General features: G+C 62.7%; 13 protein-coding genes. 5 read left to right on the top strand and 8 right to left on the bottom strand.

Annotated elements, in window-relative coordinates; all coding sequences use genetic code 11:
- Positions 1-3: 3 nt before the first annotated feature.
- The 8 genes from OC71_RS21850 to OC71_RS21815 all read right to left on the bottom strand — a co-directional run bounded on the left by OC71_RS21850 (position 4) and on the right by OC71_RS21815 (position 9,438).
- On the bottom strand, positions 4-1,392 hold the full coding sequence (locus tag OC71_RS21850; protein WP_041073304.1) for an amidohydrolase family protein: 1,389 nt from the start codon (positions 1,390-1,392) through the stop codon (positions 4-6).
- Between the two features lie 13 nt (positions 1,393-1,405).
- Positions 1,406-2,761 (bottom strand): nucleobase:cation symporter-2 family protein, encoded by a 1,356-nt coding sequence (locus OC71_RS21845; protein ID WP_041073301.1) that lies wholly within the window; start codon positions 2,759-2,761, stop codon positions 1,406-1,408.
- Between the two features lie 192 nt (positions 2,762-2,953).
- Complete coding sequence (locus OC71_RS21840; protein ID WP_041073299.1) at positions 2,954-3,994, bottom strand: GTP-binding protein; 1,041 nt, start codon at positions 3,992-3,994, stop codon at positions 2,954-2,956.
- Between the two features lie 75 nt (positions 3,995-4,069).
- The gene (locus tag OC71_RS21835) at positions 4,070-4,684 is read right to left on the bottom strand and encodes a UbiX family flavin prenyltransferase (RefSeq protein WP_174377240.1); all 615 of its coding nucleotides are present in this window, start codon (positions 4,682-4,684) and stop codon (positions 4,070-4,072) included.
- A gap of 11 nt (positions 4,685-4,695) precedes the next feature.
- Entirely contained in the window at positions 4,696-6,081 is a 1,386-nt protein-coding gene (locus OC71_RS21830) for a UbiD family decarboxylase (protein WP_041073295.1), read from the bottom strand.
- A 289-nt stretch (positions 6,082-6,370) separates the two neighbouring features.
- Positions 6,371-7,276, bottom strand: coding sequence for an amidohydrolase family protein (locus OC71_RS21825; protein WP_003224037.1), 906 nt, complete (start codon positions 7,274-7,276; stop codon positions 6,371-6,373).
- A gap of 4 nt (positions 7,277-7,280) precedes the next feature.
- Positions 7,281-8,210 (bottom strand): amidohydrolase family protein, encoded by a 930-nt coding sequence (locus OC71_RS21820; RefSeq protein ID WP_007965237.1) that lies wholly within the window; start codon positions 8,208-8,210, stop codon positions 7,281-7,283.
- Between the two features lie 337 nt (positions 8,211-8,547).
- Positions 8,548-9,438 carry a LysR substrate-binding domain-containing protein gene (locus tag OC71_RS21815; protein ID WP_041073293.1) on the bottom strand — a complete coding sequence of 297 codons (891 nt, stop codon included), beginning with the start codon at positions 9,436-9,438 and terminating at the stop codon, positions 8,548-8,550.
- Positions 9,439-9,556: 118 nt separating this feature from the next.
- On the opposite strand from OC71_RS21815, the gene OC71_RS21810 reads away from it, so the two are divergent.
- From OC71_RS21810 to OC71_RS21790, 5 genes are all read left to right on the top strand, one after another.
- A complete protein-coding gene (locus OC71_RS21810) occupies positions 9,557-10,021 on the top strand; it encodes a (2Fe-2S)-binding protein (RefSeq protein WP_041073291.1) in 465 nt (154 codons plus the stop codon).
- Complete coding sequence (locus OC71_RS21805; RefSeq protein WP_041073289.1) at positions 10,021-12,234, top strand: xanthine dehydrogenase family protein molybdopterin-binding subunit; 2,214 nt, start codon at positions 10,021-10,023, stop codon at positions 12,232-12,234. The genes OC71_RS21810 and OC71_RS21805 overlap by 1 nt, the downstream gene beginning before the upstream one ends.
- Before the next feature lie 6 nt (positions 12,235-12,240).
- Positions 12,241-13,134: a LysR substrate-binding domain-containing protein gene (locus tag OC71_RS21800; RefSeq protein WP_041073287.1), complete on the top strand. Its 894-nt coding sequence runs from the start codon at positions 12,241-12,243 to the stop codon at positions 13,132-13,134.
- A 187-nt stretch (positions 13,135-13,321) separates the two neighbouring features.
- Positions 13,322-14,818: a helix-turn-helix transcriptional regulator gene (locus OC71_RS21795; protein ID WP_041073285.1), complete on the top strand. Its 1,497-nt coding sequence runs from the start codon at positions 13,322-13,324 to the stop codon at positions 14,816-14,818.
- A gap of 134 nt (positions 14,819-14,952) precedes the next feature.
- The gene (locus OC71_RS21790; protein WP_041073283.1) at positions 14,953-15,210 is read left to right on the top strand and encodes a DUF1652 domain-containing protein; all 258 of its coding nucleotides are present in this window, start codon (positions 14,953-14,955) and stop codon (positions 15,208-15,210) included.
- Positions 15,211-15,396 lie beyond the last annotated feature (186 nt).

Genomic DNA, 15,396 nt, shown 5'->3' with positions numbered 1-15,396 from the left:
GGATCAATCCTCGATATTCATCATCGCCTGCACACCTTCCCACGCCTCGACGCGCATCCGTTCGATGTCCAGCCCCGGAATCACGCCGTTATCGACCACGATCCGGCCGCCCACCAGGCTGTATTTCACCGTGATCGGTTCCCCCGCGACGACGGGTGCAACCGCGCAATCGTGGAAGCCGAAGAAGCGGGGATGGTCGAGGCTGTAGATCACCAGATCTGCCGCTTGCCCGACTTGCAGTGTACCGACCGCGCCCAGTCCCAATACCTGGGCGCCGCCCGCTGTGCCCCAATGGATCACGTCTTCGGCGGTGGTCGCCGAGGCGCCTTGTTCGGCGCGGTGGATCAGCCACGCGGTGTTGGCTTCGCCGACCATGCTCCCGGATTCGTTGGACGCGACGCCGTCGACGCCGAGGGAGATCGGCACGCCGGCCTCAAACATTTGCGGCACCGGGGCGACGCCGCTGCCCAGGCGCGCGTTGCTCACCGGGCAGTGCGAGACGCCGCTACCGGTCTGGGCGAGCATGCGGATTTCCCCCGGTTGCAGGTGCACGGCGTGGGCGAACCAGACGTCGGGCCCGAGCCATTCGTGTTCGGCGACGAATTCCACCGGCAGGCAGTTGTACTTGTCGCGGCAGAAACTCACATAGTTCTGGGTTTCCGACAGGTGTGTGTGCAGGCGCAAACCGAGGCCGCGAGCGGTGTGCGCCAGTTCGCGCAGCAGGGTCGGCGGCAGCGAAAAGGTCGGCGTGGTGGGCGCGACGGCCACTCGGCGCAGGGCGTCCGGGGTGTCCTGGTGATACAGCGATTTCAGCCGCTCGATATCGCCGACCATTTGCTCGAGGCTTTCCGGTTGCAGCGCGGTTTTCGAGAAGCCCGGGTGCGCGCTCGCCGATTCCAGTGCGCCACCGCGACACAGCACAAAGCGCAGGCCGAACTCATCGGCCAGATCGAACAGCAGGTCCCCGGTCTCGGTGGTGCCGTGGGCATGGTAGAGATAGTGGTGATCGGCGCAGGTCGTCACCCCGGACAACAGCAATTCGACCATGCCCAGCCGAGCGGCGATCCGCGCCAGTTGCGGGGTAAAGCGGTTCAACCTTGGGTAGGGCACACTCGCCAGCCAGCCTTGCAGATCCTGATTCAAACCTTCGGGTACGGCTTTGAGCAGGTTCTGGAACAGGTGATGGTGGGTGTTGACCCAGCCCGGATAGACCACGCTGTTGTGCGCATCGATCACCCGTTCGCCGGGTTGTGGCTCAAGGTCGGCGGCCATTTCGGCGATGCGTCCGTTGACCACGCGAATGTCCACCGCGCCGGCCCGGGCACGCGGACCGCGCAGGCCGGTCATCACCGCGAGCGGGTTTTTGATCAGGATGTTTTGAAGTTGAGTCATGGGCAGGCTCCAGTCAGAGAATGTGCGAGGCGGATTTGCCGGGTGTGGTGTCTGGCACGCTGACGCCATTGAGCGCTGCGTTGAGCAGCACCGACACCAGGCAGGCGATGACCACGCTGCTGTGCAGGAACGGCTGTGACCACTCGGGCAGTTGTTTGAACAGAGTCGGGGCGAGCACCGGTACCAGCGCGGCGGCGATGGTGAAACCGACGATCAACACGTTGTAGCGATTGCGTTCGTAGTCGACCTTGGCCAGGGTCTGGATACCCGCCGCCGCGACCACGCCGAACATGGCAATGCCGGCACCGCCCAGCGCCGCCGTCGGCATCGAGGCGATGATCGCCCCGGCCTTGGGCACCAGCGCAATCGAACACATCAGCAGGCCACTGACGGCGACCACCCAACGGCTGCGCACGCCGGTCAGGATCACCAGGCCGACGTTTTCCATGAAGGCGATAAACGGGAATGCGGCGAACATTCCGGCGATGGTGCTGGCCAGGCCATTGGCGCGCAGGCCGTTGACCACTTGCTGGTCTTCCACCGGTTTGTCGACGATGTCGCCGATGGCCACGAACAGCCCCATCGACTCGACCATCTGCACGATCATCACCACCACCATGGTCGCGATAGGGATCAGGCTGAACGTCGGCAGGCCGAAGTAGAACGGGTAGGGCACGGTCAGCCACGGGGCCTCTTCAACACTGTGGAAATTGCCCATGCCCAGACCGTAGGCCAGACCGGCGCCGACCAGCATGCCCACCAGCACCGCCATGTTTCGCAGCAGCGGGCTGCCATAGCGATTGACCAGCAGAATGGTCAGCAGCACCACCACCGCCACCGCGAGAAAGGCCGGCGCGCCGAAGTTGCTCGCATTGCGTCCGCCACCGACCCATTCATAGGCAATCGGGAACAGTTGCAGACCGATCACGGTGACGATGCAACCGGTCACCACCGGCGGGAAAAACCGCCGTAAACGGCCCACGAACGGCGCCATCAGCAGGGTGAAAATCCCGGCACCGATCACCGCGCCGCAGACCCCGGGGAAGCCCACCTCGGGGTTGCTGCCGATGGCGATTACCGGGCCGACGCTGCTGAACGCCACACCTTGCAGGATCGGCAGGCGCACGCCGAATTTCCAGAAACCGACGGTCTGCAACAGGGTGGCGATGCCCGAGCAGAACAGCGTGGTACTGATCAGCACCACGGTATCGGCGTGGGACATTTTTAATGCACTGGCAACGATCAACGGCACGGCGATGGCGCCGATGTACGAGACGGCCATGTGTTGCAGGCCGAGGGTGAGCATCTGTCGCACCGGCAAAACGCGGTCGACGGGGTGCACGGTGGAGGAAGGAGTGGCTGACGACATGGTGAATCACCTCTGGCTGTTTTTATGCGGTAGAGAGGGGTATTCGTCTGATGCCGATCAATTGCCTGATGCCGTGATGAGACACCTGTGGCGAGGGAGCAAGCTCCCTCGCCACAGGTACCGGGTCACCGCCAATTGATCGTTCCAGTCATTCGTGCCCGAAGCCGCCATCCACCGGCTCCGATGCCTTGTTCAGCCTGCCAGGCAGGCGGCAAAGCCCTGGTTCAGCGCCGCGCGGTCCAGGTCGCGGCCGATGAACACGATCTTGCTCGAGCGGGGCTCCGTGCCCCAGGCGGTCGAGGCGCGGAACTCCACCAGGCTGTGCACGCCTTGCAGCACGTAGCGCTGGTCTTCGTTGGCCACGGCGAGCACGCCTTTCATGCGGTAGAGGTTATCGGCCTGGGACGAGCGCAGTTCGCTGATCCAGCGGTGGAACGCCATCAGGTTGACCGCTCCATCCACGGCGATGCCCACCGATGACACGCTCGGGTCGTGTTCGTGGTCGGGCTCATCATGGTCGTGGTGGTCATGGTGAGCGTGCTGTTCAGCGCCGATTTCCATGAGCTTCTGCGTGCATTCGAAGGCGCCGATGCCGAGGATTTTCGTCAGGTCGATCTGCGCATGAGTGGAGGTCACCAGATCCGCCGTGGCGTTCAAACCACGGATCTTGCCGCGCAGAATGTCCACCTCTTCAGGGCTGACCAGATCGACCTTGTTGATGACGATGCGGTCGGCGCAGACGATCTGATCCACCGCCTGATTGTCGACGCCATCCAGTTGCAAATCTTCCAGGTGTTGGGCGATGTGCTTGGCGTCGACCATGGTCACGATCGCATCGAGTTCGACGTCCTCGGCAATCGGGTCATTGATGAAAAAGCTTTGCGCCACCGGGTACGGGTCGGCCAGCCCGCTGGTCTCGATCAGGATGTGATCGAGGCGCACCGGGCGCGCCACCAGTTCGCGGATGATGCGCACCAGATCCTCACGAACCTCGGCGGTGCAGCACACGCAGCCGTTGACCATTTCGTAGATTTCTTCGGTCTCCGAGCTGAGCACCAGATCGCCGTCGATGCCGACCTCGCCAAACTCGTTTTCGATCACGGCGATCTTGCGCCCGTGGTTTTCCTTGAGGATGTAGTTGAGCAGGGTGGTTTTACCGGCACCGAGAAAACCGGTGAGGATGGTCACGGGGATTTTGGTGTTGCGGGTTGGGGCGTTGAAGGGGGTGTTCATCTGGAGCTCCTTACCTGTGTTATTAGTCGGAGTGCGATCAACTGTGGGAGCTGGCTTGCCAGCGATGGCGGTGTGTCATTCACCAGTGATGCCGACTGACCTGTTGCTTTCGCTGGCAAGCCAGCTCCCACAGGGGCCGGGATGTTCTTGCCAGCGGGCGGCAACGCCGGCATCCAGGCCGAACAGGTCGAGCACTCTGCCCAGGCTGTGATCGACCATCTGCGCCAGGCTTTCGGGCTGGGCGTAGAACGCCGGCACCGGTGGGGCGATGACCCCGCCCATCTCGGTCACGGCCGTCATGTTGCGCAGGTGGGCGAGGGTCAGCGGCGTTTCGCGGGCCATCAGCACCAAGGTGCGGCGTTCCTTGAGGGTGACGTCGGCAGCGCGGCCGATCAGCCCGGACGACGTACCGGTGGCAATCTCCGCCAGGGTGCGCATCGAACACGGCGCGACCACCATGCCGAGGCAGCGAAACGAACCGCTGGCAATCCCGGCCGCGACGTCATCGGCGCGGTGGTAGTGGCTGGCGAGTGCAGTGACATCGGCCAGTTTGTAGTCGGTCTCGTGGGCCATGGTCAGCAGCGCGGCGCGGCTGATGATCAGGTGGCTTTCGATGTCCAGTTCGGCGAGCAATTGCAGCAGGCGCACGCCGTAGATGAAGCCGGACGCGCCGCTGATGCCGACCACCATCCGCTGGCGGTTCACAACGGCAACCCTTTGAGCCGTTGCCGCGCTCGTTCGAGCACGTCCTGATCGAGCTGCGCCTTGATCCCGTCGAAGCCCGAGCCACGGGTGGCGTCAAGACCCATGCGCGACGTGGTGCCGTTGACCGAGGACGACGGGTCCAGCGGGCTGCCGGGCAAGCCGTCGATCATGAAAATATCGAGGTGCGGCTGGAAATGCGTGGCTAGCGCCCACAACACCTGGCTGTCGTCAGTGATGTCGATATCGCTGTCCACCGCGATCACGCTTTTCAGATACGGATCCCAGCCGAGCAGGGCCAGCATGATCTGCCGCGCTTCGCCGTCGCGGCTCTGATCCAGCGCCACGTAGCAATGAAAGTGGGTGCCGGAGTTCGGGTAGTGCACGGCGGTGACGGCGGGGAAACGTGCCTTGAGCTTCTCGCTCATTTCCGCTTCCCGCGGCAGACGGGCGAGGGTCAGATGTTCGGCGTAGCGGCCGCCCATGACATCGACCAGCCAGGCGTCCTTGCGCCGCAACAGGGTGTCGACGCGCAGCACATTGTTGGTCGAGCGATCCGAGGAATAACCGCTGAACTCGCCGAACGGGCCTTCCTCGGCGTAGGCCGTCGGGTCAATGGCGCCTTCGAGAACGAACTCGGCGTATGCCGGGACGCCGATGCCGTAGCGCGGGGTCTTGACCAGTTCCAGCGGCGCACCGAACAAGCCGCCAGCGACGGCACGTTCATCGCTGCCGTAAGGCAAGCGCGCTGCCGCCGCGAGCATGAACAGCGGATGCGCGCCGACCACCATAGCCACGCGCAATTCTTCACCGCGTTCACGAGCGGTCTGCAGCATTCGCCACAAATGTCCGCGCGAGTGCAGGCTGGTCGCCAGGGACTGGCGGGCGTGGCGCATCGAGCGGTGGTAGCTCATGTTGGCGATGCCGGTCAGCGGGTCCTCGGCGATGATGATCGCGTTGGTGATGTATGGCCCGCGATCGCTGTCGAAGTGCTTGAGCATCGGCAGCAGCGCCAGATCCACGGCTTCGCCTTCGAACACTTCATCAAGCACCGGGCCGCTTTCCACGTAGCGCGGGGCGATGGGCTGGTTGGCGCGGCGCTGGAAGGTTTCGTGCAGTTGTGCAGGCGTTACGCCGAACAACCGCGCGATGCGGGTGCGGGAGGCAAACAGGTTGGTCGCCACCGGCACCTTGAGGCCGCCGACGTTTTCGCAGATCAGCAACGGATCGCGGCCCTGTGCGGCGAGGGCATCGACCAGGGCGGTGATGTCCTGATCGGCAGAAACGGGTTGGGTGATGGTCAGCACATCGTCCGGGTACTCTCGGCGATAGGCATCGATGAACACGTGAAAATCCTGAGAATCGCCGAGCGTCGAACGGGTCATGGTTTCACCTCGTAAAAAGCAGGCACGCAGGGGTGAGAAGGTGTTCGATCGAGCAGCCGTTGGCCTGCCGGTCGAGCAAACGCCGGGTCATCTTCGTGCCTGTAAAGTCGCTGTGTTGCCTCTACTGTTCACTTAGGTGCTGAGGAGATTCCTGTGGCGAGGGAGCTTGCTCCCGCTGGACTGCGCAGCAGGCCCAAGCTCATTGGGAAAAAGCGGGGCGGCTTCGCCACCCAGCGGGAGCAAGCTCCCTCGCCACAAGGGTTCAGCATGGCTTCAGCGAACAGCGGTATCAGAGGTACGTGGTCGTCAGGCGAATATCAGCCTCAACCAGATCCTTCGGCGGTGGCGTCGGTTCGATTCCGCACAACCGCGCGATGTTGTTGCCCAGGTAGTCCTCCAGATGGTCCTCGTCGATGCCCAGCCCTTGCGGTGCCGGTGAGCACAACACCTCCAGCTCGCGCAGCCACATGCCCGGTTCGTTTGGCGGCGAGTCGGTGCCGAACACGATCTTGTTGCGCGGCAGTTCCTTGGCGAATTCGACGATCCGTGACTGGAAGCACCAGCCGGATTCGCAGTACACGTTCGGCGTGTCCATCGCCATCCAGAACGCCTCGAACGAGTAGTTGCCGCCGGTCTGGATGCCGAAGTGGCCGATGATGAAATTGACCATCGGGAACTCGCGGATGATCGGGTAGAACATCGTCGGAATGGTGTACGGGCCGTCGCCGGTATGGATCAGCACCACGATGTTGTACTTGGCGCAGACTTTCATCGCCGGACGCAGCCAGTCCAGCGCCCGATCCGGGCGATAGCCGTGCATGTTGGCGTGCAGCTTGAGCATCTTGAAGCCGTATTCCTTGATGTGGAATTCCAGCTCCGCCGCACCGTTTTCCGGGCCCCAGCGCGGGTTGAAGTTGAAGTTGCCGATGAAGCGGTCCGGGTACTTCACACAGAGTTCGGCGACGTACGACATGTAGTCACGCACGCCTTCGCGGCCCCGGCGGTTGCCGTCGCGATAACCGGTGTTGCCCGGTGGCGGCTGGATAAAACCCATATCGATGCGGCGTGGCTTGCCGTTGATCATGTACGGGCCGTCCATCAGCTTGAGCATGCGCTCGCCGGTGAACGGTTCGCCGGTGTGGCGCCAGGCCTCGTCGACCAGGTTGGTGGGGTGCAGATGGGTGTCGATGATCATCGGTTCAGCTCCTGGCCAGTTGCGTGGTGACGGGGCGCTTGAGTTGCGCCTCTGCTTCGGAAACGGAACGCGGCGGCGGGGTCGGTTCGAGGCCGATCATCCGCGCGGTGTTGTTGCCCAGATACTCTTCGAGGGTGTCCTCGTCGAGGTTCAGGCCCTGCGGCGGCTCGTGGCACAGCACTTCGAGCAGGCGCAGCCACATGCCCGGTTCGTTCGGCGGGGTGTCGGTGCCGAACAGGATCTTGTGCGTTGGCAAGACCTTGGCGAACTCGACGATCCGCGATTGCAGGCACCAGCCGGATTCGCAGTACACGTTGGGCAGCTCCATCGCCCATTGCATCGGTTCGAACACGTAGACCCCGCCGGTCTGCACGCCGAAGTGGGCCATGATGAAATTCACGTTGGGGAATTCCTTGATCATCGGTACCCATTCCGAGGGGATGCTGTACGGCCCGTCGCCGGTGTGCAGCTTGACCGGAATCCCCAGCTCGGCGCATTTCTCGAAGCACGGGCGCACCCAGTCCAGCGCCCGGTCAGGCCGGTAGGCGTGCATGTTGGCCTGCATCTGCACCATCTTGAAACCGTGCTCCTTGACGTAGCGCTCGATCGCCTCCACGCCGTTTTCCACGCCGCAGCGCGGGTTGTAGACGAAGCAGCCGATGAAACGATCCGGGTAGGTCTGCACCATTTTCAGGGTGTAGGCCATGTAGGCGTCGATGGATTCGCGGCCCGAGAGTTCGCCGTCGGTCCAGGTGTAAATGGTGTTGCCCTGCGGCGGCTGGATGAAGGCTTTGTCGATCCGGCGAGGTTTGCCGTTGACCATGTACGGGCCATCCATCATCTCCAGCAGACGCTCGCCGGTGAACGGGTCACCGTCATGCCTCCAGGCGAGGTCCACGAGATCCGTGGGATAGCAGCTGATATCGATGATCATTGAAGTCGATCTCCTGATAGCGGGGAAGGGAGCCTTGCGGCTCTCGGCATCCACGCCCCGGGCAATCGGCCATTTCTATGCGCAGGTCTCGCGCATTCCCTCGCCTGTTCGCATCCGGCCCGGGTGGGTGGTTGCTGAGGGCGAGTATTGGAAAGGGGGGAGGGGTTCGTACAATACTAATTGGACGCGGTGGTGATACTTGGGCGATATGGTTTGGGTTTCAGGGTGAATGTGCCGACGCCATCGCTGGCGAGCCAGCTCCCACAGTGATCGAAGTGTTGATCCGATCTGTGTCACACCACAAAAACTTGTGGGAGCTGGCTTGCCAGCGATGGCGTCAAGTTTGTGTACGCAGGGCCAACTGTTTGATGGCTTCAACCACCGGCGCCACCCGCTCAGCCTGCCCATGCGGCCACACCGCGTAGAGGTTGTAATGCGCAGCAATCTGCGCCTCGTTCAACGCCACCAGCCGCCCACTGCGCAACGCATCGGCGGCGAGCAAACCGCGCACCAGCCCGGCACCAACCCCGGCTTCAGCCGCCGCAATCAGGTTGGCCGCATTATCGAAAATCACCCGCGCCGCTGGCTCCACCGGGGGCATTCCGGCCGCATCCAGCCACGGAATCCACGAGCGTCGCGTATAGCCCAACAGCGGCAATTCAAGGATCTGCGCAGGGCTCAACGGCAACTGCAAACCACAGCGCTCAAGCAACGCCGGCGAAGCCACCGCCAGCACCCGATCGCCACAGATCTGTGTCATCTCGCACTCATCCCAATCGCCATAGCCGTAACGCAACGCCAGATCCACCCGCTCGAAGCTGCTGCGATCACTGCGCGGCATCGACAGCAGCGTCACCTCGTAATCCGGCAGTCCGTCGAGCAATTCCGGCAGGCGCGGATTGAGCCAGCTCTGCGCCAGTTCACTGTCGACGTCCAGGGTCAGGCGCTGCGCCACGCTGCGGTTTTTCACCGAGGACAGGGCCCGGTCGATCTGCGCCAGCCCGTCCGCCAGCACGCTGGCAAACAACTGCCCGGCATCGGTGAGGTTGCTGCCGCCGCCCTCACGCACGAACAACGGCTGACCGATGAAATCTTCCAGTGCGCGAATCTGCTGGCTGATCGCGCTGTGCGTCAGGTCGAGCTTGCGCGCCGCGCTGGAAAAACTGCCGCTGCGCGCCGCGTGGATAAACGCACTCATGGACTGCACCGACGGGTATCGCTTGTACATGTTGTTAGTCCTGCTTACAGCGGTTGGCAGAAATCGTCGCTGGCCGCGGTTTGCCCGGGGTTCCAATAATCGGTCACCAGGCCCGCACAAAGACGGGCCGCTCTTTTGGAGCCTGACAATGATCGCATTCACGGTTAACGGCGAACGACGCGAGCTGGATGAAGCGTCCCCCTCCATGCCCTTGTTATGGGTACTGCGTGATCAACTGAAACTCACCGGCACCAAATTCGGCTGCGGCATGGGCCTGTGCGGTGCCTGCACCGTGCATCTGGACGGCGTCGCGGTGCGTTCCTGCCAGTTGCCGCTGGCCGCCGTCGCGGGCCACAGCATCACCACCATCGAAGGCTTGTCGCCGAGCGAGAGTCATCCGCTGCAACTGGCCTGGGTCGCCGAAGATGTGCCGCAATGCGGTTACTGTCAATCCGGGCAGATCATGTCCGCCGCCGCGCTGCTCAACACTGGCGCGGCAGTGACCGACGATTCGATCCGCAATGCGATGAGCGGCAATATCTGCCGTTGCGGCACCTACGGGCGGATCAACAAAGCGATCAAACGTGCGGCGAACGCGCCGAAGGAGGCCTGATGAGGCTGCGCGACGACACCTTGCTCAAACCGTCCCGCCGGGTGTTTCTCAAGCAAGCGGCGGCGGTGGCTTCGGGCCTGGCGATTGCCCTGTATCTGCCGTCCGGTAGCGCCGCCAGCGACTCGAAAACCCCGGCGCCGGCCACGGAATTCGAGCCTAACGCCTGGGTGCGGATCTTCCCCGACGGCACGGTAAAACTGGTGGTGCACAAGCACGATTCCGGCACTGGCACGCAAACGGCGCTGGCCGCGTGCGTGGCCGAAGAGCTGGATGTGAACCCGATGACCGTGCAGGTCATCACCCCGGAAGATCCGTTCTTCGAGACCTACATTCACCCGGTCTGGAAAGTCTTTTCCACCGGCGGCAGCACCAGTGTGTCGCTGGAATACGAGCGCTTGCGCATGGCCGGGGCCACGGCGCGGGCGCTGTTGATTGCGGCAGCAGCGAAGCAATGGAAAGTCAGCCCGGACAGCTGCAGCACCGAAGAAGGTCGGGTGGTTCATTTGCCCAGCAAACGCAGCCTCGGCTACGGCGAACTGGTCGGCGTGGCGGCGCATTTGCCGGCACCGGCCCACGTCACCCTGAAGGATCCGGCGCAGTTCAAATACATCGGCAAACTGCGGCACAAGCGCGATGCCACGGCCAAGGTCTGCGGGCGCTTCAAGTACAGCATCGACGTGCAGTTGCCGGGGATGCTGGTGGCGGTGATTCAGCGCGCGCCGGTCGTCGGGGCGAAAGTCGTCAGCGTGAATTCGGCGGCGGCATTGCAGGTGCCGGACGTGCGCCAGGTGCTTGCAATCCCCGGGCGCCCGGACGTGCTCGGTGGCAACCTGGAAGGCGTCGCGGTGTTGGCCGAGACGTTCTGGGCGGCGCAGCAGGGCCGCAAAGTGCTGGAGATCAAATGGAGCGATTCGCCGCTGGCCGGTTTCGACAGCGCGGAACTGGGCAAAGCGCAAGCGGCCGCTATTTCTGACCCGAAAAGCCAGACCATCAAAGCCATGACGCATGGCGATGTTGACGCGCAATGGTCGCAGGCGGCGCAGCTGATCGAAGCCGATTACCACATGCCGTACAAAGTGCAGAACCCGCTGGAACCGATCTGCATCACCGCACTGCTCAAGGACAACGCGATCACCTATTGGGGCGGCGTGCAGGTGCCGTCGTCGGCGCTGGAAGCCGCGCAAACGGTCTGCGGCATCGCCAAGGACAAGGTCACCATCAATGAGCTGGTGTCCGGCGGCAGCTTCGGTGCGCGGGAGGCCAAATACTGGTTGTTCGAGGTGGCGTATCTGGCGCAACAGACCGGCGTGCCGGTGAAGTTGCTCAACAGCCGCGAAGACGAAATGCACGCACTGTTCAATCACCCGGCGACGCTGCACCGGGTCAGAGGCGCGCTGGATGCCCAAGGCAAACTCAACGCACTGCAACTGCACGCGGTGTCACCAGCGTCGCCGGAGCAGTGGGAGCCGGGTTACTTCGAGCGCCCGGATCACATGGATTACAGCACCACCGAGGCGATCACCGCGTGGGACTTCGCCTACCGTCCGCCGCATCTGCAGTTGAACTGGGTCAAGCACGAAAGCCAGGTGCCCAGCGGCTGGTATCGCTCGGTGAGCTTCATTCCCAACGTGTTTGCCGTCGAGAGTTTTATGGACGAACTGGCCCACGCGGCGGGCGCCGATCCGTTGGCCTTCAGGCTGGCGAACATGCAGGAACGGCCACGGCATGTGGCGGTGCTCAAACAGGCTGCCGAACGCGCCGGGTGGGGCCAGCCGTTGCCGCCCGGCACCGCGCTGGGCATTGCGACCTTTCAGGGTTACAGCAGTTTTATCGCCGTGGTGGCGCGGGTCGCGACGGTCGATGGCAAGCCGAAAGTCGAGAAACTGACGTGTGTGGTCGACTGCGGTCTGGCCGTGTCGCCGGGCGGGGTCGAGGAGCAGATCTACGGCGGACTGATGTGGGGCTTGGGCCATGCGTTGTTTGATCGCCTCGACATCCAACAGGGCAGGGTGGTGCAGAGCAATTTCCACGACTACCGCGTGACCCGGATGTCGGACATGCCGGCCACCGATATCGTGGTGCTGGATGGCGAGCCGGGCAAACCCGGTGGCGTCGGCGAGTTGGGCAGTCCGTCGGTGGCCCCGGCGATTGCCAACGCTTTGTTTGCGTTGACCGGCGTGCGCCAGCGGTCGACACCGCTGAGCCTGGGGTAAGCCGCCATGGACCTGCGCCTGCTGCGGTACTTCATGGCCCTGGCCGATGAGTTGCATTTCGGTCGGGCTGCGGAGCGGTTGCACATTTGTCAGCCGCCGCTGAGCCAGCAGATTCGCCTGCTGGAGGAGGAGCTGGGCACGCCGTTGTTCGAGCGCAGTCACCACCGGGTCGAACTGACAGCGGCGGGGCAGATGCTCAAGGAGCAGGCGCCGCTGGTGTTCGAACAACTGGAACGGGCGCTGGATCTGACGCGCCAGACCGGGCGCGGGCAACTCGGCGAGCTGGAAATCGGCATGATCAGTTCGGTGATGGTCGGCGTGCTGCCCAAGGCCCTGCACTTGTTTCGTGAGCGTTATCCGCAGGTGAACTGGCGCCTGCATGAAATGACCCCGGCGGCGCAGGTCAAGGCATTGAAAGAGAAACGTATCGACGCCTGCGTATTTCGGGTCGGTTATGACGATCCGTTGCTGCGTAACGAGTTGCTGATCTACGAACCGATTCATGTGGTGATGCCGGCCGATCATCCGCTGGCCAGCCGCGAGCTGCTGGCCCCGGCGGATCTGGCGCAGGAACCGTTCGTTGCGCTGGAACTGAAGCAGTCGCGGTTTGCCAACTTCCTTTATCAGTGCTGCGTTCAGGCCGGGTTCACCCCGCAGATCCGCCAGCAGGTGATTGAAGTGCAGACGTTGCTCAGCCTGGTGCGCGCCGGGTTCGGGGTGGCGCTGTTGCCGGCTTCGATCGAGCAACTGGCGCCGGCAGGGCTGGTGTTTCGCAAGCTGACGCCGGCGCTGCCGGAAGTGCCGCTGTACGCGACTTACCGCGCCGATGATGCTTCGCCGGTGCTCAGGCTGTTTCTCGATACGTTGCGCGAGCTGGTGGAAACCTCAGATCAACCTTGATCCCCTTGTGGGAGCGTGCTTGCTCGCGAAGGCGGTGTGTCAGCCGACAGATTCTTTGAAAGAACTACCGTATTCGCGAGCACGCTCGCTCCCACAGGGGACTGTGGTGGAGCGCATATTTATGTTCGGCACGATCACGAACGCCTGCGGTCGTAATCTTCACACGCGCATTCCCTGTGGAGATCCAATGAGCCAGGAAGTCCTGACCACTGAAACCAATCGTCGCCAGTTGCAGCAGATTATCGCCGGGCTGTCCGACGGGGTGATTCTGCTGGAGCTCGATCAGAGCATCCTCTGGGCCAACGAGGCAGCACTGGCCATGCACGGTGTCAGCCGGATCGGCGAGCTGGGCACTAATGCCGATGAGTATGCCAAGCGTTTCACGCTGCGTTATCGCAACAATCACCTGTTGCCGCCCGAGAACTATCCGATCAGCCGCGTCGCACGCTGTGAGGTATTCAGCGATCTTTTGGTCGAAATGTCTGCCATGGATGACCCGGAACGCGTCTGGGTGCACAGTGTGCGCAGCATGGTACTGACCGACCGCGAAGGGCAGCCGGAGTCGCTGGTGCTGATCATGAGCGATGTCACCGATTGGGCCAATGCCGAGCAGCGCTTCGAAAAGACCTTCAATGCCAACCCGGCGCCGGCGGTGATCTGCCGCCTCAGCGATTTGCGCTACATCAAGGTCAATCCGGGGTTTCTGGAGATGACCGGTTATACCCGCGACCAGGTGATCGGTACCTCGGCCTATGAAATCGATGTCTTCGATCAGGCTGAGAAAAAGGATCTGGCGATTCAGCGCCTGCGCGATGTGGCGACCATTCCGCAGATGCAGGCTCAACTGCGTCTGCCCGATGGCGGCAGCAAGCAAGTGATCGTCGCCGGGCAACCGTTGGTGCTCAATGATGAGGATTGCATGCTGTTTTCCTTCGTCGACATGGAGCTGCGGCACAAGGCGGAAGTGGCGCTGCGTCAGAGCGAGGAACGCTTCGCCAAGGCGTTTCGCCTGACCCCGGTGCCGATTCTGATCTGCAGTGCTGACGAGCAGCAGGTGATTGATGTCAATCAGGCGTTCCTCGACACCCTCGCCTACGACAGCGACGAGGTGGTGGGCAAAACCGTGACCCAGCTGCATTTCATCGACGACGACGGTGCGCGGGCCCGGCTGCTGAACGCCCTGGCCAAAAGCGGTCGGATTGATCGGGTCGACGTCCGCGTGCGCAGGAAGGATGCAGAGCTGCTGGAGTGCGCGGTGTCGGCTGACACCGTGAACATTCAGGACACGCCGTGCTATCTGCTGGTGCTGATGGACATCACCGAACGCAAGCGCACCGAGCTGGAGCTGGTGGCGGCGATCGAAGAGGTTATGAAGGATGCTTCGTGGTTCAGCCGGACGCTGATCGAAAAACTGGCGAATGTGAAGAAGGTCAACTCGCCGCAGCTGCCGAGCGTGTCGTTCACTGATCTGACGGCGCGTGAGCGCGACGTGCTGGGGCTGATCTGCGAGGGGTTGGCCGACAAGGAGATCGCCGCCCGGTTGAAGCTGGCACCCAATACCGTGCGCAATCATGTGGCGACGGTGTATTCCAAGCTCGATGTGCACAGTCGCAGCGAGGCGATTGTGTGGGCGCGGGAGCGGGGTCTGTTTTCCGGCGAACGCGGCGCCAAGGGGCAACGGTAGGTGCAAATGCACTAATGGATGAGGTGCAAATGCAGGTTCTGGCGCGGTGGGGCAGTTCTTAGTCTGGTGGGGTGCGATACAAGCCTGTTGGCTTGGGATCGTCTCCCTTCGAAACAGCTAAAGGAACAAGCTCCATGATGAATCTTGCGCAGTTGCGCGCCAGCCTTGAGCAGAGTTTCTCGCCACTGGCGTGCGAGTGTTCAGTGGATGGGGATCATTCGCTGACGGTGAAGTTGTATCACCGGGAGTCGGGACAGGTGGATCTGGTGATCAGCGGGTTGAAGCTCAATGAGTTGCGTACGCCGGAGGCTGTGGCGGCGTTGATTGATGAGTTGCGGTATGAGTTGGAGAGTAATTCTTTGCGGGCTGCCCGGGATCCGGATATGGCTTAGGGTTTTTGGCTGTTTTGGGTGTGGATCCGTTACTGCGGGTGTTGCTGATCAGGGTTCCGCCCTTACGGCGGGTCACTTTGGCAAAAGCCCCAAAGTAACCAAAGGGCTTTACCCTGACGTTCGGCCCTCGCTCAGGCTCGGGTTCCTTCGCTCCGGGATTCATCCGGGGGGCAGCGCCTACGGTTT

This window comes from Pseudomonas sp. W15Feb9B, from assembly GCF_000828175.1.
Lineage (GTDB): Bacteria > Pseudomonadota > Gammaproteobacteria > Pseudomonadales > Pseudomonadaceae > Aquipseudomonas > Aquipseudomonas parakoreensis.
Note: the sequence above shows the minus strand (reverse complement) of the source record. Positions and strands in the feature narration are given on the sequence as shown.